Raw genomic sequence first — 21,104 nt, forward strand, 5'->3', positions numbered from 1 at the left:
CTATAAAGGAACAAGAGAAAAGAGTGAATGCAATGTGGGATAAATGGAAGAAAAGAATTGAAACATTTATTTGGAAGGAAGTAGAAGTAGAAGAAATTGACTATCAAGATGATGAATATACACCATTACAAGATTCTAAGCCTGACATTAAAACGAGGATGGTTTATCAATATCCATACAATAATTCTTACCATATTCCACAAATCTCTAATCCTAATAAAGAGATTAGAAGATCATTAGGAGACATTGAAACACCAGCATACTTACGGAAAGGTAATAGACCTAACAATACGAAGCAACCTATGCCACAACAAGCTGATGTTGCAAAAACAACAGAAGAGAAAAAGCCCTTTGAAAGGACAGATGTTCCTTCGCCGATATATGGCTTTAGAGAACGAACCAATAAAGAAGTTAACTCGATTCCAGCATATGTACGAAAAAAGAGACCAACAGAAGTTACTACTTCTGACTTACACCATCATGATGAGATAAATGCTAACTTGAATTCCTCTGAAGCTAGTAATCTAGAAGTTAATCATGCACCAATGCAAGAAGCATATGAGGAAATAACTAAACCACAACCAGCTCATGAGGAGACAGCTAACTTTCAAGAAGATAAGGTTGAATATAAGGAACCGTTACAAGGTAAAGAGGATATACAAGAACCCGAGAAAGTACAGCAAAATGCTGATGCGGATCATAATAATCAGAAATCGTCATCAATTACAACATCAGAAGGGCAGAAACAACGAAGTGTTCCATACAATGTTATTATGACACCTTCAGATAAGAGGAAAATATTACATAAGAAGGTAGAGCATAAACAACCGTCTCAGGCTGAAGTGGAACATGTTACGAATAACAATTCTAATCATACAACGGTACCTTTACATTTATTAAATGACCCAGTTGAGAAGAGTAATCTAAATGATCAATGGATACAGGAGCAACAGCAATTACTCGAACAGACTCTCAAGTATTTCCATGTTCGTGCTAAAGTTGTAAATGCAACACAAGGACCAGCCGTTACTAGATTTGAAGTGCAACCAGAATTAGGGGTAAAAGTTAGCAAGGTAAAAAACTTAAGTGATGATTTGAAGTTGAATATGTCTGCCAAGGATATTCGGATAGAAGCTCCTATCCCAGGCAAGAACACGATAGGAATAGAAGTTCCTAATCCGACCTCACAAATGGTTGGACTTTCTGAAATAATTGGTTCTAATTCGTTTAAAGATAGTTCTTCACCATTAAGCATTGCTTTAGGGTTAAATATTGAGGGAACTCCTATCGTAACGAACATTCAAAAAATGCCACACGGCTTAATTGCCGGTGCTACTGGATCTGGTAAGAGTGTATGTATTAATACAATATTGTTAAGCTTAATTTATAAGGCACATCATGACGATGTCAAATTTATACTAATCGATCCGAAGATGGTGGAGCTTGCACCGTATAACGGCATACCACATCTTGTATCTCCGGTTATTACGGATGTTAAGGCAGCAACAGCTGCATTAAAATGGGCAGTAAATGAAATGGAAGAACGGTATGAGAAGTTTGTCCAAGAAGGTGTCCGAGATATTGAGCGTTATAATCAAAAAGTATTAAAACAAGGTCGAGGACATGAAAAAATGCCGTTTATTGTCATTGTAATAGATGAATTAGCGGATCTGATGATGGTATCGCCTCAGGATGTAGAGGATGCGATTAGTAGAATTGCGCAAAAGGCTAGGGCATGTGGTATACATTTATTATTAGCAACTCAACGTCCTTCTGTCGATGTATTAACAGGACTAATCAAAGCGAATATTCCTACTAGAATTGCATTTAGTGTGTCCTCACAAGTTGATTCTAGGACAATTATTGATACTGGTGGTGCAGAAAAGCTGTTAGGTAAAGGTGATATGCTCTTTGTCGAAAATGGAGCTGGTAAAAGTGTCCGTCTACAAGGGCCATTTGTTTCTGATGAGGAAATCGAACGAGTTACTAGCTATGTTAGCTCTTTAGCGGAGCCAAATTATTTATTCGAACAAGAATCATTGTTAAAGCAATTTGAAGCTGATGAGGAAGAGGATGAGCTTTTAACAGAAGCAATTCAATTTGTGTATAACCATGACAGTGCAAGTACCTCCTTATTACAACGACATTTTAAAATAGGGTATAATCGAGCAGCAAGGTTAATTGATGCACTTGAATATAAAGGAATTATTTCTGGTCAAAATGGTAGTAAGCCTAGAGATGTCTTAATTACCAAGGCAGAGCTAGAAGAACTATTATCTTAAACGGATACAAGTAGCGTTTACTTGTTAAAATAGGTTACTGGATATATGATATTATAGGGAATATGTTAGAAGGAGACTACTATGAAAGAGATAGAACAAAAGCTAAGCGGTCAAATAGACCGTTTAACAAATAAAACGTTTAAATTTGATAAACGAATTAAAGAAGGCTGGTTTTCAGCAGTTTATTTTTTAAAGACGAAAGAAATAGTTGAGAAAAAGGTGCCGAATAATCATGTAACAATGCAATTCTTCCAAAAGAAGGATGCTGTACTTTGTGGAACAGACGAAGCAATTGCACTCGTTCATACCTTTGCAGATCATCCAGAAAAGCTAGAAATACATTCCTTAAAAGATGGGGACAAAATTAGCCCATTTGAAACGGTACTTACTATCTCAGGCCCTTACCAGGAGTTTGGTTACTTAGAAGGGATTATTGATGGGATTTTGGCTAGAAGAACATCTATTGCTACAAATGTATATAATGTTGTAAAAGCGGCAAGATCGTCTGGTAAGCAGAAGCCAGTTATTTTTATGGGGGACCGCGATGACCATTATACAACGCAAGCCGGGGATGGTTATGCGGCATTTATAGGTGGTTCTACTGCTCAAGCAACACATGCCATGAATGAGTGGTGGGGAAAAGAAGGTATGGGTACGATGCCACATGCACTGATTCAAATGTTTAAAGGTGATGTTGTTGCAGCGATGGAGGCATACCATGAAGTATACCCTAATGATGATTTAGTAGCACTCGTCGATTATAATAATGATGTCATTACCGATTCATTAAAAGTTGCACGTGCATTCGGTGAAAAGCTTAAAGGTGTTCGTCTGGATACATCCAATACATTAGTGGATAAATATTTCCTCCGAAATCATCATGTTATGGGGTCATTTGATCCAAGAGGAGTAAATCCTGAACTTGTATTTGCCCTAAGAAAGGCACTTGACGACAACGGATTTCAACATGTTGAAATCGTTGCGACAGGTGGGTTCACCGAAGAGAAAATCCGATATTTTGAATCATTAGGTGTTCCGGTTAATACCTATGGAGTAGGTAGAAGCTTACTGCAGCAAGATATTGGCTTTACTGGTGATAATGTATTATTAAATGGGTATCCAGAAGCAAAAAATGGCCGACGTTATCGTCCAAATCCACGACTAGAAAAAGTGGAATATCATAAGGCTTAAATTCGTTCTAATGGGTATGACACATCGAAATAACTATTTTATAACTACATTATATTTGGTATAATTATTTAATGTTATTACAATTTTTTTAGTAGTAAACGACTAGGTGCAATTGTTCGAAACGTATGCACATCCCGTGTTGTTCTTACACATATAGTTGGAGGTTCTTTTTTATGACAACTTACCATTTTATTGGTATAAAGGGTACTGGAATGAGTGCTTTAGCACAAATTCTTCATGATTCTGGAGAAAAAGTGCAAGGCTCAGATGTGGAAAAGCAATTTTTCACCCAGGAAGCTCTTGAATCAAAAAACATACCGATTTATCCTTTTTCGAAGGAGAATATTACTGATGGTTTAACGATTATTGCAGGTAATGCGTTTTCAGATGAACATGTTGAAATCCAAGAGGCAAAACGTAAAGGGTTAGTTTTCTACCGTTATCATGAATTCCTAGGAGAATGGTTGAAGCAATATACGAGTATTGCCGTAACGGGAGCTCATGGTAAAACTTCTACGACAGGATTATTAGCACATGTTCTAAATGCATCCTATCCAATTTCATATCTTATTGGTGACGGAACTGGAAATGGACATGTAGATAGCAATTACTTTGTATTTGAAGCATGTGAGTATCGAAGACATTTTCTAAGTTATGAACCAGATTATGCAATCATGACGAATATCGATTTTGATCACCCTGATTACTTTTCAAGTATCAATGATGTATTTGATGCATTTCAGTCTATGGCTGATAATGTTAAAAAGGGGATCATCGCTTGTGGAGATGATGAAAAACTACAGCAAATTCAAGCGAAGGTGCCAGTAGTTTATTACGGATTTTTACCAACAAATGATTTCCAAGCCCAAAATGTGAAGGAAACGGAAGAGGGTACAAAATTCGATGTATTTGTTCGAAATACGTATTATGATACATTTACCATTCCAATGTATGGGAATCATCATGTATTAAATGCACTAGCAGTTATAGCGATTTGCCATTATGAAGGTATGGATGCAGATGCGATGAAACATATTAGTACCTTTAAGGGTGTTAAACGTCGTTTTAGCGAAAAGAAAATCAGCAACCAAATCATCATTGATGATTATGCGCACCATCCTAGAGAAATTATGGCTACCATTGAATCGGCTCGGAAGAAATATCCTAATAAAGAGGTAGTTGCTATTTTCCAACCGCATACCTTTACAAGGACTAAGACTTTTTTACAAGAATTTGCCGATAGTCTGAATGAAGCGGATTCGATTTATTTATGTGAGATTTTTGCATCTGCTAGGGAAGATAGTGGACAATTAACAATTAACGATTTGCAAAAATTGATACCAAATAGTACTATTCTTGAACTCGAGAATGTTAAAGAATTAATGAAACATGAAGATAGTGTGTTAATCTTCATGGGTGCTGGTGATATTCAAAAATTCCAACATGCCTATGAGAATGCATTATCTGCTAAATAATTGGATACAACTATAAAAAGTAGGCTGAGACATAACCAAAAGAATCAAATGTAAAACTGAATGATACACGATACTAGCTCCGGAAATATACGTAGACTCCTGCGGGAGAAAAGGCATCGGTGAGACCTCGAAGTGTGAAGCACGAGGAGGCTCACCAGCCGCCCGCGAACCGCAAGTATATTTCCGGAGCGGGGTCGTAGCTCATCATTCGTTTTTTACTTTAAGATAAATTCTTTTGTCCCAGGCTCTTTTTTTTTAGACAAAATCAAGGTGAAAGATAGTATTAAGTCCCCGTTCCATTTGCTTTTGATAGGAAAATAATACATCTATTAGAATTATCTGCTACAAATCAGTCGAATTTTATGATAGAAAAGCCTATAATGGAGATATACTAAGATAGAGCTAAAGATATAATGCCAATGTTTAAATGTCGAAAAATGAGGGAATCTCTTAATATGTACAAGCACATGCATATTGGCAATTATACATGGAAGGGATGGTTATCAGATGGAAGTACTATTATATATTGCTGCTCTTATTGCTGCAGTTGCTTTTGCAGTGCTAGTAGTATATTTGGCAATGACACTAAAAGCTTCAACACGCACACTAAATAATGTTGCAAGTACGCTTGAAGGTCTTGAGAAGCAAATGCAAGGTATTACAACCGAGACAACGGAATTATTACACAAAACAAATGCACTTGCAGAGGATGTCAACCAAAAAACGGCTAAACTAGATGGTTTGTTTGATGGAGTAAAGGGAATTGGAGAAACCGTGCAAGATTTTAATCAAACTTTAAAACAATTTTCATCAAGTATTTCTAGATCGATGGCAGAGAATCAAGATAAGGCATCACAAGCCGTAACATGGGGTGCCGCACTATTTGATTTCATCAAAAAGAGAAAATAAAGGGAGGAAGATTTAGATGGCAGATAATAATGGTAGAGATTTTGTAGTTGGTGCAGTAATTGGTGCAGCAGTAGGAGCTGGTCTAGCTTTATTATTCGCTCCAAAGTCTGGAAAAGAATTACGTGGGGATATAAATGAAGGGGCTCAACAAGTACGTGAGCGTGCTACCGAATGGAAAGATGTTGCACAAGCTAAAGGCTTGGAATGGAAAGATATAGCACAAGCAAAAGGGCAAGAATGGAAAGAATTGGCGACTGAAAAAGGCTCAGAATTAAAACAAAAAACACAAGAAATAACTTCTAATGTGCAAAACAAAATACAGGATTTACGTAAAACAGAGAAGAGCGTGAAAGAAGATACTTCTGAAAGTAATGCTGTAGAGCAAAATCAATAAATAGAAGTGATCTACAACAAAGGGTAATGATAAACCCTACTCGATTTTTATTATTTAAAGAAATACATGTGAAGAGGATCTTGTAATCGAACGGCATTACCTATGAAGTATAGTGCTAATTAGTTAAGTTTAGAAGGATATAGGCGCGAGACATAATTATATAGAATGAAAAGGCCGAACTCATTCCCATTTGATTAAAGAATGGAATGAGTTCGGCTTTTCTTGATTTATCCCCAAACAATAGCCAATCTATCCCCAGCTATAATTTGTTCATAAAAAGTAGTAGGCTGATCATTTTTCGTTAATACGAAATTTCCATTTGCATTAGATAAATCAATATCTACATAACGAAAAACATCTTGGAATATAAACGGTTCGGTGTTCTTTTCTTCAATGGAAATCTGGTCATTTGGATAAAGTTCGTCATCTAAATCCAATCGTTGCTTAGCCCGTTTGATTATAAGTTGTGGCTGAGTAAGGGTAACCGTTTGCTGATTAAACAAAACCGTTATTTCAACGTAATAATCCTTTTGCATCGCTTGAAGTAATGTGTTAACGGTAGGAATCGTTTTTGGTATAACTGTTAAATGATCATTCTCTTTTAGCTTACTGTGAAGTGTAGCAGGCTTCTCATTGATTAAGATCTGATTTTCCGCGACACCTAAATTAATTTTTTGCTTGTTTACATACAGAATAAATTCTTTTTCTTCAGGGAGTTTTTCGGTACTAACCATAGTGAAAAAGTCTTTAATCGTCCTCGGTGTACGTATTTCAATAGTATCACGGTCTTGAATTATGTAATCCTTTGTTTGATGTGAGTTATTGACATAGTAGGTAGATTTCAATTCAAAAGTCGCATCATTATATTTAATTTTGACTGGTGGTAAATCACCAACAAGCTCCTGTAATTTGACAATCGGCTGGTTGCCATCTGCTCCTTTCGTAATGTCAATTGTATCACCATTCTGTACGAAGCTATCTACCGTTGCTGGTTCATTATTTAACAGGATAGTCGGTGCCCCTCCAAATTCTCCTGGTAATGTAATTTGTTTGCCGTTTAGTGAAATAATCGATGCCATTCCTGGTTTACCGTATAGTTTATTGATTTCTATCCCTGCTTGGACTAAACAGTCTCCAATAGTTAATTGCTTCAATTCAAACATTCTAATGGTTTGCTCGTTCACCTTCAGTGAAATATAATGAATCGGATTTTGTTTGGCTGCTATAGCAATTCCAATTGGTGTAACAAAATCGGGTCCTTTTGGAAGATTATCCGTTTTATTTAACACTTGGATCGCATCAATATCTCGTATAGCTACTCGATTTGCTGGTAACTGAAGTTTATTTGCCAGCCGGGTAGTGAGGTCTGGAGTTTGACTACCGCCTCCTACTAACATAACGGCCTTAGGCTGTGCTCCATTTAATTGCAATATTTCCTCGGCAATGGCAGATGCTAATCGATCAATGTTATTGTCAATATCAGCTACCAAATTCTCATAGGTTATCGTAGTTTCAAATCCTAATATATCTGCTACAGTAGCACTACCCTCTGTTACTATTTGTCGTTTCGTTACTTCAGCCAATGGAAAATCTAATAAATATGTATCACTTACCGCTTCTGTAATCTCATCTCCAGCAATAGGTACCATGCCATAGGCAACGACCGTACCGGTATTGGTGATGGCAATATCACTAGTACCTGCCCCTATATCTACTAAAGCGACATTTAAACGTCTCATGGATTCAGGTATTAACACTTGAATTGCGGCAATAGGTTCTAGTGTTAAAGCATCCATTTCTAAATTCACACGATTCAGTGCTGAAAGTAAAGATTCGACCACTACTCTAGGTAAAAATGTTGCAATAATTTCTACTGATGCATGGTTACCAATTTGATCTATTAGGGAACCAATTCGTTCCTCATCAATTTTGTAATGGAGCACGGAATAACCTACACAATAATAGTTAGAAAAATCATGACCAGTTTCATCAGAAGAGATCTTTTGTTGTGCAGCATGCACTGCACTTAATTCTAAGTGCTTGATCGTATCATGCTCCGTAATTGGTTGTTGATTTAGTTCCAGTATAGCAGAGGATGTGATCGTTTTAAGTGATCTACCAGCTGCAGCTACACAAACTTTTCGTAATGGTCCATGGGAAGCCTCTAACGTTATCTTCACTTCATTAATGACGTTAGCTACTTCTTCCACATGATGGATTTGCCCATCCAACATCGATCGAACCTTGTGTTCTTTCATACAATAATCAACTAGTGTATACGTAGAGTCGTTTTTTTCTAGAATTATTCCAGTAACGGAACGAGTACCTATATCTAAGGCAAATATGTAATCTTCCTTCATTATGTAAATCCCCCTAAAGTGAAAGCTATCGATATACCATCGTCATTCTTACTAAATCTACTATTATTATAAACTTTAAGATGACAAAGAGAAAATTATTAGCTATAATTGGGTCACATTAAGTAGAAGCATCTATTCTAATTGTAGTTTTCCTTTCAGGAGGCATATACATGAAACATAATGAACTAGACCAATTAAGGCATCGACTTGATGATGTAAACTTACAAATACTTGAACTTGTGAATTTGCGAGCAGCTATTGTAAAGCAAATTGGTCATATCAAAAATAATCAAGGGATGAAGCGTTTTGATCCTGTAAGAGAAAGAGAAATGTTAGATCATTTAATTCAACATAATAATGGTCCATTTGATAATTCAACCATTGAACATATTTTTAAAGAAATATTTAAGGCTGGATTAGAGTTAATTGAGGATGATCATCGTAAAGAATTGTTAGTTTCTCGAAAGCGTAAGCCAGAGAATACCGTCATCGACATTAAAGGAGAAAAAGTTGGTGATGGATCGACTCATTACGTTATGGGTCCTTGCGCAGTAGAAAGCTATGATCAAGTGAGAGAAGTCGCAAAGGCTGTTAAAGCGAATGGCATTAAACTGTTTCGGGGTGGAGCATTTAAGCCAAGAACTTCCCCATATGATTTTCAAGGGTTAGGGCTTGAGGGGCTGAAAATTCTTAGACAGGTGGCAGATGAATTTGATCTAGCAGTAGTTAGTGAAATCGTCAATCCCGCTCATATTGAAACTGCTCTTCATTATGTTGATGTAATTCAAATTGGGGCAAGAAACATGCAAAATTTTGAATTACTGAAGGCGGCAGGAGAGGTTGATAAGCCAGTCTTATTAAAGCGAGGATTGTCCGCAACAATTTCAGAATTTATCAATGCAGCAGAGTATATAATTTCTCGAGGAAATGGAAATATTATTCTATGTGAACGAGGAATACGCACGTATGAAACAGCGACTAGAAATACATTAGATATATCTGCAGTACCGATATTAAAGCAAGAGACACATTTACCTGTAATGGTTGACGTGACACACTCAACAGGTAGAAGGGATTTATTAATACCAACTGCAAAGGCAGCTTTAGCGATTGGAGCGGATGGTATTATGGCAGAGGTTCACCCCGACCCTGCAGTTGCACTATCTGATTCTAGACAGCAAATGGATATTGAGATGTTTGAAAACTTCTTACAAGAGTTATCTAAATACACTTCATCTATTGGCTAGAAGAGTTTGATTCAATTGGGGTCAAGCTCTCTTTATTGTTTCATAAGTACCAGCATGGCTCTTTCCCCTTTAATATAGTTCATATCGACTAAGCAGGAGAGGAGTTGACATGCAACATCAGCAACTTATGTCGACATACCTCAGGTAAAAGGGATATGTCTCTATTTCTTATAGCTTAGCCAGTCTCTATGCTAAGTAACGGCTGGTTAAGCTGCTGTTAAATTTTTTGTGTTTTTTATCGCGGTAGAGTATGATTGTTAATAGAATATTTCATGTCGAATGGAACGGAAATAGGAGGTTATAAAATGACAGTTACAATATATGATGTAGCAAGAGAGGCAAATGTTTCCATGGCAACCGTTTCCCGTGTTGTAAATGGTAACCCGAATGTAAAACCAACAACTAGAAAGAAGGTATTGGCAACGATAGAGCGATTGGGCTATCGTCCGAATGCAGTCGCACGTGGGCTAGCTAGTAAGAAGACCACTACTGTAGGTGCGATTATTCCGGATATTTCTAGTATATTTTTTGCAGAGTTAGCGCGAGGAATTGAAGATATCGCGACAATGTATAAATACAATATTATCTTAAGTAATTCTGATCAAAATAAGGATAAAGAGCTTCAATTAATTAATACAATGCTTGAAAAGCAAGTAGATGGAATTATCTTTATGGGTGGAAATATAACACAAGAGCATATCCAGCAATTTTCAACTGCTTCCGTTCCAGTAGTATTAGCTGCTACCTATGATGGTACAGAAGCTACTCCTTCAGTCAATATTGATTATGAAGTTGCTGCATATGAAGCAGCAAAAAATTTAATTGATAAAGGAAATAAACGTTTGGCGTTTATTAATGGTAATGAAGAAGAGACCATTAATCAGTTAAAATATCAAGGCTATTTACGTGCTTTAAAAGAAGCATCGATTGAGCCTGTGGCAGATTATGTCGTAAATGGTGATTATACGTACGAATCTGGAATCAAAGCAGTTGAGCAATTTATGAGCTTAGCACAAAAGCCTACTGCCGTATTTGCAGCTTCAGATGCTATTGCTCTTGGTGCAATCCATGGTGCACAAGATTTAGGATATCGTGTTCCAGAGGACTTAGAAGTCTTTGGTTTTGATAATACCAAATTAGCTAATATGGTTCGCCCTACCTTGTCTACTGTTGTGCAGCCAATGTATGATATTGGTGCTGTAGCGATGCGTCTATTGACTAAATATATGAACAAAGAAGAAGTAGAAGAGAAAAAGGTAGTATTACCACATCGTCTTGTCGAAAGAAACTCAACAAAGTAATCTAAATGTCGATATATAAGATATAGCGTTTATGAAGCAGAAGTTTGGGGAGAGGGAATATGAGAAAAAGAGATCTATTAACTCCAATCGGCATTACCATAGGCTTTATTATGATTATGGCGGCGATACTATCGAATGCAGGTGCAGAAGGGTTTGTATCATTCCTCGATATTTCTTCCATTCTAATCGTATTAGGTGGGGTAGTAGGTTCATTATTAATTAACTTTAAAATGGACCAAATTAAATTAACAGGAAGAGTAGTGAAAGAATCCTTTCATCAAAATGAACAAAAGCTTCCTGAATTAATTAATCTATTTATTCGACTTTCTGAACGCGCAAGACGCGAGGGAATATTAGCTTTAGAAAATGAATTAGAAGACGTGGATGATCCATTTATCAAAAAGGGAATTCTCTTAGCCGTTGACGGTATCGAACCAGAAGTCATTCATGATATTATGAATGCGGAGATTACGGCAATGGAGGAACGTCATTATCGTGGAAGAATGATTATTGAAAAATGCGGGGAATATGCACCAGCATGGGGAATGATTGGAACATTAATTGGCTTAGTGCTGATGTTAAATAATTTGACAGATCCCGCTACTCTCGGTCCTAGTATGGCAGTTGCTCTTTTAACTACCTTATATGGAACGGTGCTTGCTAACCTTGTATTTATACCGATGGCAAGCAAGCTTGAGAGTAAAACAGAGGAAGAGGTTTTTATCAAGCAAATTATCATTGAAGGTGTTATTGGTGTTCAATCAGGTCAGAATCCTCGAATCCTCGAAGAGAAGCTAGGAGCCTTTTTATCAGATGATACGAAGGACAAGGATGCAATCGAAGAAGGGTCTTCGTATGTGGGGGATGGCCTAAATGAAGCGTAGAGAAGGAAGAAAAAACGTAAAAAAGGGTGCACCGAAATGGATGGTAACGTACTCCGATATGGTCACTTTAATATTAGTTTTTTTCATCTTACTATTCTCTATGTCTCAGATTGACGCTGTTAAATTCGAAGCGATTTCTGAATCGTTTAAGAATCGGATGATTTTTGATTTCTTTCCATCTCCTGTACCAATGGATAATCCTACGGAAAACACAAGCACGGAAGAAAAGGGTCAGACTACAAATGAGTTTGATATGCCTGTTAATGATGATAAAAAGTCCAAACCAGATTCCGATACAGCTGAGGATTCTCTAAGTAATTTGATGGACGAAGTAGAAGCATATTTGGACGAGCATAGTCTAAACCATGTAATATCCGCTAATCGTTCTGAACGTGGAGTAGAATTAGTGCTACAGGATAGTATTTTATTTGATTCCGGAGAAGCTGATATTCTCCCATCAGCACAACCCTTCTTAACAAAGGTAGGGAATTTACTATCACAAATCAATAATGATATTAAGGTAGAAGGACATACAGATGATGTACCAATGTCTAGTTACCGATACCCATCGAACTGGGAGCTATCTGGAGCACGTGCCAGTAGTGTAGTTAGGCTATTAGTAGAGGAGAACAATTTGGATGAAGACAGGTTCTCCATTGCTGGTTATAGTGACACAAAACCTCTTGTCCCAAATGATAGTGCTAGTAATCGAAGCAAAAATAGAAGAGTTGAAATAGTTATTTTGGAAGAATCTTATACAGAGAGTTAAAGAGGATAAGACAGTAAGAAGTAATGGTATGGTTGAAATAAGAAACGATTAATAGAGTTGTGCGTTGAGTACATTTGTAGACTCCACAAGTAGAGCCCCCAGGATGAGAATGCTGGTATCTACGGTGTGATTTACTTGGGTAATGGCTCGATGTGGAATTATTCCTGAAGCAGGGTCAATGTATTCATCTCTTATCGTTTTCTTTTCCTATTCCATTTCTTTTTATGTCTTATCCTCTTTTTACTTTTGTATATTTTAATAAGTAATCTAGGTTAGATCTATTTTTCTCTTCAATTTCTTTTTTACGAGGAATCGTTGGGATTTCTTCCGTTTTATCGTGCCATGTTGTAGGTAAAGTTACTGGTGATTCTGTTTGCCACTCCTTAATCCATGAAGGGGGGAGAAGTCCTTTTAGCGGTTTTTCATCCTTCATCACATTCCAGATTTGTGCCCATGCTCTTGGGACTACCCGCCATATATCATAACCACCACCGCCTAATGCAATCCACCTTCCATTACAATACGTATTACTGATTTGTAATGCAACTTCTGGAATTTTTTCAAAGGTAGTCATTGAACTACATAAATGTGTTAATGGATCATAGAAATGGGAATCTGCACCATTTTGGGTAATGATAATATCTGGTTTAAAGAATTCGGCTATTTCCCATATAGCGGTCTCATAGCTCTCGATATAAGACTCATCTTGGGTGAATGCATCTATTGGTAAATTGAAGCTGTATCCATGTCCTTCTTTAATACCTCGATCTGTGACCTTTCCAGTGCCAGGGAAAAGATATCTTCCTGTCTCATGGATAGAAAAGGTACAAACATTAGGGTCATCATAAAATGCCTCTTGTACGCCATCACCATGATGGGCATCAGTATCGATATATAATACCTTTAAATGAAAGTGCTGCCTAATGTATTGAATAGCGATTGCCGCATCATTGTAAATACAAAATCCTGATGCTCTCCGTTTAAAACCATGATGAAGTCCACCTGCAAAATTCACTGCTCTAGTAGCACCGTCCTTTAATACAGCATCCACTGCAGTGAGTGTTGCTCCTACTATTTGAGAAGCAGCTTTATGCATGTTTGGGAAGACAGGAGTATCCTCTGTACCTAGTCCAAACCGATTTAAATCATCTTTAGATAAAGTCATAGCTGATTTTACAGCCCGAATATATGCTGGTTCATGAAGTAACAGAATTTCATCATCTTCTGCTTCTCGGGGTTTGATGATATGAATGTCTGATAGTTGGCCAGATTTTTCTAGTAAATCTTTTGTAAGTACTACTCGTTTCTGGTTGAAAGGGTGGTCGTCGTGGAAGTGATAGTTTAAAAGTGAATGATCAAAAACAAATTTTATGTTTGGACTCATAGTCTAGGCTCCGGAATGTTATTTGGCCACATCAATTCATATCCTGCATCACGTAAATCTCTAATAATAGGTAATGGATTCATTGTTTGAACACGAAAGACTAATATTTTATAATCAGGGTCATTTCTATATGGATAAACTAATACAGAAGAAATGTTCACATGACGTTTTCCAAAAATAGATGCAACCTCAGGTAATATACCTGGTTTATGTGGAACTTTCACTTCTATTTGGGAACCTTGAACATGGGTTCCGGTTAGCTGAATTAACGTATAAAGCAAGTCCTTCTCCGTAATCACACCAACAAGCTTGTCGTGATGAACAACAGGTAGACATGCAATTTCTCGGTCATAAAAAATTCTAGCTACCTCTTCAACAAAATCTAATGGATGTGCGGTTAAGACAGGGCTTGACATAATAGAAGAGATTTCTTTCTCTAAGACATCACGATTGGAATCAGCGGAGGTAAAGATAGATGGACTTGCGTCTCGCACATCTCGATCCGATACTATTCCAACAACCAAATTGTCTTTGTCCACAATTGGAATATGTCTAATTTTGTATTCTACTAATAATTCGTGTGCTTTAGCAATGGAATCGGTTGGGCTTAAAGTCACAACATTACGATTCATTATTTCCTCAACATGCATTACAGACCCTCCCTAAAACTACGTAATTGGTATCGTTTTAGAAATCTAAGCTTTTCAAATTGGTTGATAGATGCTTCATCGACTTTCGAACCAATCCGTACCATTAAACAATTCGCTGGGTGTGAAATGATTTCTGGGTCATCTGTTGGAGCAGGTAGTAGCCCACCAGAAGCCATCATTTTTTCCATTACTTTGCGATATTCCCAAATGCTTAAATTGGTTCCTTTTAAATCCCAGTGCCAATAATATTCCGTCGAAATAACAATATAATGTTCCATAAAAGGATCCAACATGGAAACATGGAGGAGATTAGAAGCAACTTTCCCCCCTCGATAGTCTGGAATTACTTCTATAGCCCCTAGTTCAATCAAATTAGTCATTTGAAAGGTTGACCATCTTTCTAAGGGGTCTGGGTAAAGGTAGGTTACATAACCAATAATGGTATTCTGTTCTCTAGCAATGATAATTCGGCCATCAGGTAAATCAGCAATACCCATCAGTGCTTGCAATTGGTTAGGTGCCGGGCGAAAGGAATTTAAATCTGGATGAAATTCGTACCTAGCTAACTCTGATGAGGAGATAGGTCCTTCAATAATGAGTAACTTATCTTTTACTTGATGTTCTATTTTGTTATACGTTTTGATATGCTCCATGTTTTCACCACCGAATTATCTTGTTACATTATATTATACAGGATTATCGTTGTAATTTTTAGTCTTTTCTTGAACAAAAAAGAAGAAGGGGCAGGTTTTCTTTTAGTGGGGAATATCTGTGTTATACGTTACCTGGAAAGGGACTGTATTTGTAGTTTATCTTACGTGATTAATCTACATGAAAAAAAGCTTGTAGAGAAAAGTCACGTACTCTCTACAAGCTTGAGTTGAAGGGTTAACCTTCGTTCTCACCATCACCTGGAGGTTCTTCCTCTCCGGGATCTTCAGGATTATTTGGATTTGGTTCGGTATTATCTCCGCCACCGTCTACAGGTTCTTCTTCATCACGAGGATTCGGTTCTACCGGGTCTTTAGGTGTATTTGGTTTTGGATCTTTTGGCTTATCTTTATCCTTATTATCTTTGTTATTTGGTTTGTTAGGTTTATCAAGTTCTTCAGGTTCCTCGAAATCACCTATTATTATTTCATCAGAAGCTTTGGATTCCAGTCCAAAGTAATCTACTGCTTTAACGTGATAGACACCTGTACCACTGGGCAGGGTGAATTTCGTTTCGATTGAGCTACCGATTAGCTTGAATGATTCACCAGGTTCATTAGCACGAAAGATGCGGTATCCCACTACATCCTTACTAGAAGAAGCATTCCATGTTAAGTTCCTTCCACTGTTTTTCAGTGAACTTGGTGCTTTTGGAGCAACCCCATCATCATTTATCGTAGAGTTAAACCCTTTGATATTTGGTATAGTTATTTTCTCCCATGCTTCTCTTCGAATGGAAGGGAATAACTGCCTAATATCTCTTAACTTATCGTATTGATTTCGAATTAGCCATTCAGGATTAAATGATAGTCCATCGTCTTGAATGAATTCTTTCGGTGTATTTGGTCCTGCCAGTACGGCTTTCCCATCCACTAACACATAAGATCCTCGACTTAAACTATCATCTACTTTTGTTGGAACAAATTTAGCATTAAATAGATCACTTGAAACAAGTCCAGCCTCATTACATAGATCAGATGGAAGCATTCCGGAAGTGGCACAATAGCTACGAGAAACGATGCCATCTGGTCGTTGAAACTTCTGTGAAGGTGCTATTAAATCAGGATTTATATCAGAAGCTGCATTAATCAGCTCTGCCCATAATTTTAGATTACGATTGGTATGGTGTAGCTCACAGCTATCACATACTAGAGATTGGCCAATTCTGTATCCTAGCCATGCACCCATTGTAACGTTTGGATTTGATCCAACGAAATGGACATCATGTGTATGTTGTGATGTACCAGTTTTACCTGCCCAATCAACATTTTTATACTTTAACTGGCCTGGAAGATAGGAAGCTGATCCTTGCTTCACAACATCTCTCATCATATCAAGTGTTAAATAACTCGTCTGAGGAGAAAATACTTCGACAGGTTCACTCTTATGCTCGTAAACAACCTCTCCATCTTGCGTAGTAATTTTCTCAATCATATACGCATCGACAAAGTTACCACCATTTGCAAATGTAACATATGCATTTGTGTTTTCTTCGATTGTTATACCAGTTGATGTCCCCCCAATAGCAAGGGCTTGGTGTGCATATTCATCATCACCGATAGATGTAATACCCATTTTGCGAAGATATTGCTCAACTGGATTATCATTCATTATTTGTGTATAGACTTTTATAGCAGGAACATTATAGGAATTCATTAAATGATTCCGAACCGGTAAAATACCATGATAGCTATTGTCGAAGTTCTGTGGAGTCCAACTACCCCATGATGTTTCAACGTCTGCAATCGGTGTACCTGGCTGAATGATTCCTTTTTCCATAGCTGGAGCATACACTAATAATGGCTTCATTGTACTTCCATTTGATCTCTTTGCTCTAGTAGCATAATTTAATTGGTTATCATAGCTATAGCCACGTCCACCAAGAAAACTAATGATTCTACCAGTTGAATTTTCGATTAATTCCGCAGCTGCCTCTACTCGTTGGCGTTCAATTACTTCACCTGTACTAGGATCGACAACCTGCTTTGTTGAATCAGGTCCATAATATTTAAAGTTCTTAGCAACTTCTTGCCAAGCATCATAGATATCCTTATCAATCGTCGAATGGATATTATAGCCATTTCTACGTAAGTCTCGATTGGCTAAAATGGCATATTCTTCTTTAAGCTCATGATCCTCATCTAAATCTTCCTTCGAGTAGCCATCCTTTTCAGCTAACACATAGGTTAAGATTTCACTAGCTCTTTCTTCTAATTCAATCGTCAAATGTGGGTATTTATCAAGTGGTGATTCTGATTCTGTTACAAAGTCTTTTGTAATATCATACTTTAGTGCTTCTTGATATTCCTTGTCTGTTATTTTCCCTGATTCATACATTCGACTAAGCACGACTTTCATACGATTAACTCCAGGAGCTAGCCCTTCCTCATCCTTTAATCCGCCACCACTTTTATATGGTGTGTAATAAGAAGGACCTTGTGGGAGGCCGGCAAGAAATGCAGCTTGTGGTAAGTTTACCTCGTCTGCATCGACACCAAAGAGTTCCCTTGCAGCAGTTTGAACACCTGCGATATTCCTACCATTAGCACTGCGCCCATAAGGGATAATATTTAAGTAAGCCTCTAATATCTCATCTTTACTAAAGAACTGTTCTAACCGCATAGCTAGTAATATTTCTTTTGCTTTTCTATCAAACGATACTTCATTTGTTAAAATCTGGTTTTTAATTAATTGTTGTGTTAATGTACTACCACCAGATTTCATATTAGAGTTGGTAAACTCTTGGACTAAGGCCCGAATGATGGCCTTTGGTACAACCCCATTATGCTCATAGAAGAATTCATCTTCTGTAGCCAAGACAGCCTCTATTAAAGTAGGGGATATATTTTCTAGTTTTGTTTCTTCACGGTGAAGATCAGATTGAATATCACCGATATAAATATCTCCTGCAAAATACAGCTTGGAAGTTTCTTCATAGTCATAGATATCTTTTTCCATACTTTCGTATGATCTAATTGGTTCGTCTTTTACAAGAGAAGCAAAATATCCAAACCCGATTCCTGCACCTAAAAACATTCCAATGGTCCCTAATATGATAAAAAATAAGATAACATTCCAGATAACATCATATGTAATTCGGGAAACACGTTGGATTTTTCCAGTGTTCCAAACCGTTTTTACCTTGGTTCCAACATTTTGAAAAAAGTGTTTAAAATCCACGATAAAACCTCCTATTATTCCAAGCATTATTATAGCATAGTAGAAAAAGAGTAGGTACTGTAATTTAAAAAAACGTTGCATTTTTGAAATATATTTTATATGATATGTATAATACTATATTTGAAAGCAATGAAGGAAACAGTAGTATTGCAAATCCCTTTCCAAGAGAGCTGGTGGTTGGTGGGAACCAGTAAATATTTGCATGCGAATTACAATTCTGGAGCAATCTTAATGAACCTAATAGGTGAAATTAAGACGGTGAAAGTCATCGTTAACAACCCCAAAGTGGCAGAATTCTGCAACAAGGGTGGTACCGCGTGTTTAACTCGTCCCTTATTTACATAAGGAATGGGTTTTTTTGTTTTTTAAAAGAAAAAGTTGGAGTGTGAGTAAAGATGCATATTTTAGATGAATTAGAAAAAAGAGGGTTAATTAATCAGGTTACCGATAGAGAAGGGTTAGAAAAGCATTTAGCTGAAAATGAAGTAACATTATATTGTGGTTTTGATCCAACTGCGGATAGCTTACACATCGGACATCTTGTACCATTAGTGATGTTAAAACGATTCCAAAAGGCGGGACATAGACCGATTGCTTTAGTTGGTGGCGGTACAGGAATGATTGGTGATCCTAGTGGTCGTTCAACAGAGCGCTCTTTAAATACGGAAGAAGTAGTAAAAGGTTATAGTGAAAGCATTAAACAACAAATATCTAAAATTCTTGAAGTAGATCAGAACGAGAATGAAGTAGTAGTTAGAAATAACCATGAATGGTTGGGGAGCATGACGGTTATTGATTTCTTGCGTGATGCGGGTAAGCATTTTGGTGTAAATTACATGCTTGCTAAGGAATCTGTTTCTGCTCGTATAGAACAAGGGATTTCCTTTACAGAATTTAGTTATATGATTTTACAATCTTTAGATTTCCAACAATTATATACACGAGAAAATTGTACATTGCAAATTGGTGGAAGTGACCAATGGGGTAATATTACAGCTGGTATGGAATTAATCCGTCGAGCAAGAGAGAATGAAGAAGATGAAGTGAAGGTATTTGGTCTTACAGTACCACTAATTACCAAGGCAGATGGAACTAAATTTGGAAAAACTGCTGGTGGTGCGATTTGGTTAGACCCAGAAAAGACGAGTCCATATGAGTTCTATCAGTTCTGGATCAATACGGATGACCGCGATGTAATGAAGTTCTTACGCTACTTTACGTTCTTGAATGAAGAGGAGCTACATGAGCTAGAGCAAGAAGTAGAAAATCATCCAGAAAACCGAATAGCTCAAAAGCGATTAGCTGAAGAAATGACTAGAATGGTTCATAGTCAAGAAGCGGTTGAACAAGCACAGAAAATTACAGCTTCCTTGTTCAGTGGAGATTTAAAATCACTTTCTGCAAGTGATATTGAACAAGGTTTTAAAGATGTTCCTTCATTCCATACAGATAAGGAAGATATAGGCATTGTTGATTTATTGGTGAATGCTAAGATTTCATCATCTAAACGACAAGCTAGAGAAGATGTTACTAATGGTGCTATCTATATTAATGGGGAACGACAACAAGATCTTCAATATGTTGTTTCAGAAGCAGATCGAATTGAAGGGAAATTTACGATTATTAGAAGAGGGAAGAAGAAGTACTTCTTGATTCAATATAACAATTAAGTAAAAGTTATGAACAAGATTTGGGTAGTGAATGTTGCCAGATTGACTACATGATGCCTTTAATAAGCTAGAAAAAACCAAACTAATTCAAATTCATGGATTTGATATTAGTTTGGTTTTTTCATTTATGTAAGAAATAGAGCTATTGATGGCTGCGGATATAGGCTTCTTCCTCTTCGGGAGTTAGGACTCCTGTTGCCCTTCCTATATTTCCACCTTGTAATTCCCAAATTGTATTATGGTCAACGTCTGCTGTTGTGAAATCTCCTTTAGCCCATTTTTCTAAAATAGTTCGATAGATTTCCTCGTGTTTAAGTTCTGTTTGATCAAGACCTTCAAGTAACCACTGTATTCTCTCGGGCGTTATTTGATAAAAGCCCCATTTTTGCTCAGCCTTTACTTTTTGGTGACTCATTCCATGGATATATTCTTGATAGTCAGCGTCGGTCAATTGATCTGCTGTTTTTCTTTGTCCAAATGGGTTTAATCCTTGTTCCTCATAGGACGCTGCTTGTTCTTCTGTAATGGTACCACCTACCGATTCTCGAATGTCTTCTAAGGATTCAGATACATTTGTTTCATTTTTGTCAGTGCTTGCCTCTTTCACATCAGATAGAATTAAAAATCCAAAGTATCCAAGAATGGAAATAGCAACAATACATAAAAAGACTATCAATTTATTCATACTACTTAAAAC

General features: G+C 37.1%; 16 protein-coding genes and 1 other annotated feature. Of the genes, 10 read left to right on the top strand and 6 right to left on the bottom strand.

Annotated features, from left to right (window positions below):
• Positions 1-32 precede the first annotated feature (32 nt).
• The 5 genes from AAIB49_RS13375 to AAIB49_RS13395 all read left to right on the top strand — a co-directional run bounded on the left by AAIB49_RS13375 (position 33) and on the right by AAIB49_RS13395 (position 6,251).
• Positions 33-2,282 (top strand): DNA translocase FtsK, encoded by a 2,250-nt coding sequence (locus AAIB49_RS13375; RefSeq protein WP_343458314.1) that lies wholly within the window; start codon positions 33-35, stop codon positions 2,280-2,282.
• A gap of 81 nt (positions 2,283-2,363) precedes the next feature.
• Positions 2,364-3,473, top strand: a complete 1,110-nt coding sequence (locus AAIB49_RS13380) for a nicotinate phosphoribosyltransferase (protein WP_343458315.1) — start codon at positions 2,364-2,366, stop codon at positions 3,471-3,473.
• Positions 3,474-3,646: 173 nt separating this feature from the next.
• Complete coding sequence (murC, locus tag AAIB49_RS13385; protein WP_339214262.1) at positions 3,647-4,948, top strand: UDP-N-acetylmuramate--L-alanine ligase; 1,302 nt, start codon at positions 3,647-3,649, stop codon at positions 4,946-4,948.
• Positions 4,949-5,455: 507 nt separating this feature from the next.
• On the top strand, positions 5,456-5,857 hold the full coding sequence (locus tag AAIB49_RS13390; RefSeq protein WP_339217937.1) for a DUF948 domain-containing protein: 402 nt from the start codon (positions 5,456-5,458) through the stop codon (positions 5,855-5,857).
• Between the two features lie 16 nt (positions 5,858-5,873).
• Positions 5,874-6,251 (top strand): YtxH domain-containing protein, encoded by a 378-nt coding sequence (locus AAIB49_RS13395; RefSeq protein WP_339214264.1) that lies wholly within the window; start codon positions 5,874-5,876, stop codon positions 6,249-6,251.
• A 227-nt stretch (positions 6,252-6,478) separates the two neighbouring features.
• On the opposite strand, the gene AAIB49_RS13400 is transcribed toward AAIB49_RS13395, so the two are convergent.
• Positions 6,479-8,611, bottom strand: a complete 2,133-nt coding sequence (locus AAIB49_RS13400) for a cell division protein FtsA (RefSeq protein WP_343458316.1) — start codon at positions 8,609-8,611, stop codon at positions 6,479-6,481.
• Between the two features lie 170 nt (positions 8,612-8,781).
• On the opposite strand from AAIB49_RS13400, the gene AAIB49_RS13405 reads away from it, so the two are divergent.
• The 4 genes from AAIB49_RS13405 to motS all read left to right on the top strand — a co-directional run bounded on the left by AAIB49_RS13405 (position 8,782) and on the right by motS (position 12,812).
• Positions 8,782-9,858: a bifunctional 3-deoxy-7-phosphoheptulonate synthase/chorismate mutase gene (locus tag AAIB49_RS13405; RefSeq protein ID WP_343458317.1), complete on the top strand. Its 1,077-nt coding sequence runs from the start codon at positions 8,782-8,784 to the stop codon at positions 9,856-9,858.
• Positions 9,859-10,163: 305 nt separating this feature from the next.
• Entirely contained in the window at positions 10,164-11,159 is a 996-nt protein-coding gene (gene ccpA / locus AAIB49_RS13410) for a catabolite control protein A (protein WP_343458318.1), read from the top strand.
• A 59-nt stretch (positions 11,160-11,218) separates the two neighbouring features.
• Positions 11,219-12,043: a flagellar motor protein MotP gene (gene motP, locus AAIB49_RS13415; RefSeq protein ID WP_343458319.1), complete on the top strand. Its 825-nt coding sequence runs from the start codon at positions 11,219-11,221 to the stop codon at positions 12,041-12,043.
• The gene (motS, locus tag AAIB49_RS13420) at positions 12,033-12,812 is read left to right on the top strand and encodes a flagellar motor protein MotS (protein WP_343458320.1); all 780 of its coding nucleotides are present in this window, start codon (positions 12,033-12,035) and stop codon (positions 12,810-12,812) included. The genes motP and motS overlap by 11 nt, the downstream gene beginning before the upstream one ends.
• Positions 12,813-13,041: 229 nt before the next feature.
• On the opposite strand, the gene AAIB49_RS13425 is transcribed toward motS, so the two are convergent.
• The 4 genes from AAIB49_RS13425 to AAIB49_RS13440 form a co-directional block, all read right to left on the bottom strand.
• Positions 13,042-14,196, bottom strand: coding sequence for an acetoin utilization protein AcuC (locus AAIB49_RS13425; RefSeq protein ID WP_343458321.1), 1,155 nt, complete (start codon positions 14,194-14,196; stop codon positions 13,042-13,044).
• Entirely contained in the window at positions 14,193-14,846 is a 654-nt protein-coding gene (locus AAIB49_RS13430) for an acetoin utilization AcuB family protein (RefSeq protein WP_343458322.1), read from the bottom strand. Before AAIB49_RS13430 ends, AAIB49_RS13425 begins: the two co-directional genes overlap by 4 nt.
• On the bottom strand, positions 14,846-15,499 hold the full coding sequence (locus AAIB49_RS13435) for a GNAT family N-acetyltransferase (RefSeq protein ID WP_339214275.1): 654 nt from the start codon (positions 15,497-15,499) through the stop codon (positions 14,846-14,848). The genes AAIB49_RS13430 and AAIB49_RS13435 overlap by 1 nt, the downstream gene beginning before the upstream one ends.
• Positions 15,500-15,734: 235 nt before the next feature.
• The gene (locus AAIB49_RS13440; protein WP_343458323.1) at positions 15,735-18,737 is read right to left on the bottom strand and encodes a transglycosylase domain-containing protein; all 3,003 of its coding nucleotides are present in this window, start codon (positions 18,735-18,737) and stop codon (positions 15,735-15,737) included.
• A gap of 120 nt (positions 18,738-18,857) precedes the next feature.
• Positions 18,858-19,074 (top strand) — a binding site (T-box leader).
• A 58-nt stretch (positions 19,075-19,132) separates the two neighbouring features.
• Between AAIB49_RS13440 and tyrS the strand changes: the two genes are divergently transcribed.
• Positions 19,133-20,407, top strand: coding sequence for a tyrosine--tRNA ligase (tyrS, locus tag AAIB49_RS13445; protein ID WP_339214277.1), 1,275 nt, complete (start codon positions 19,133-19,135; stop codon positions 20,405-20,407).
• Between the two features lie 142 nt (positions 20,408-20,549).
• Here tyrS and AAIB49_RS13450 read toward each other — a convergent pair whose 3' ends face one another.
• Complete coding sequence (locus tag AAIB49_RS13450; protein WP_339214278.1) at positions 20,550-21,092, bottom strand: DUF6241 domain-containing protein; 543 nt, start codon at positions 21,090-21,092, stop codon at positions 20,550-20,552.
• Between the last annotated feature and the right edge of the window lie 12 nt (positions 21,093-21,104).

Source organism: Ornithinibacillus proteolyticus, from assembly GCF_039581225.1.
Lineage (GTDB): Bacteria > Bacillota > Bacilli > Bacillales > Amphibacillaceae > Ornithinibacillus > Ornithinibacillus massiliensis.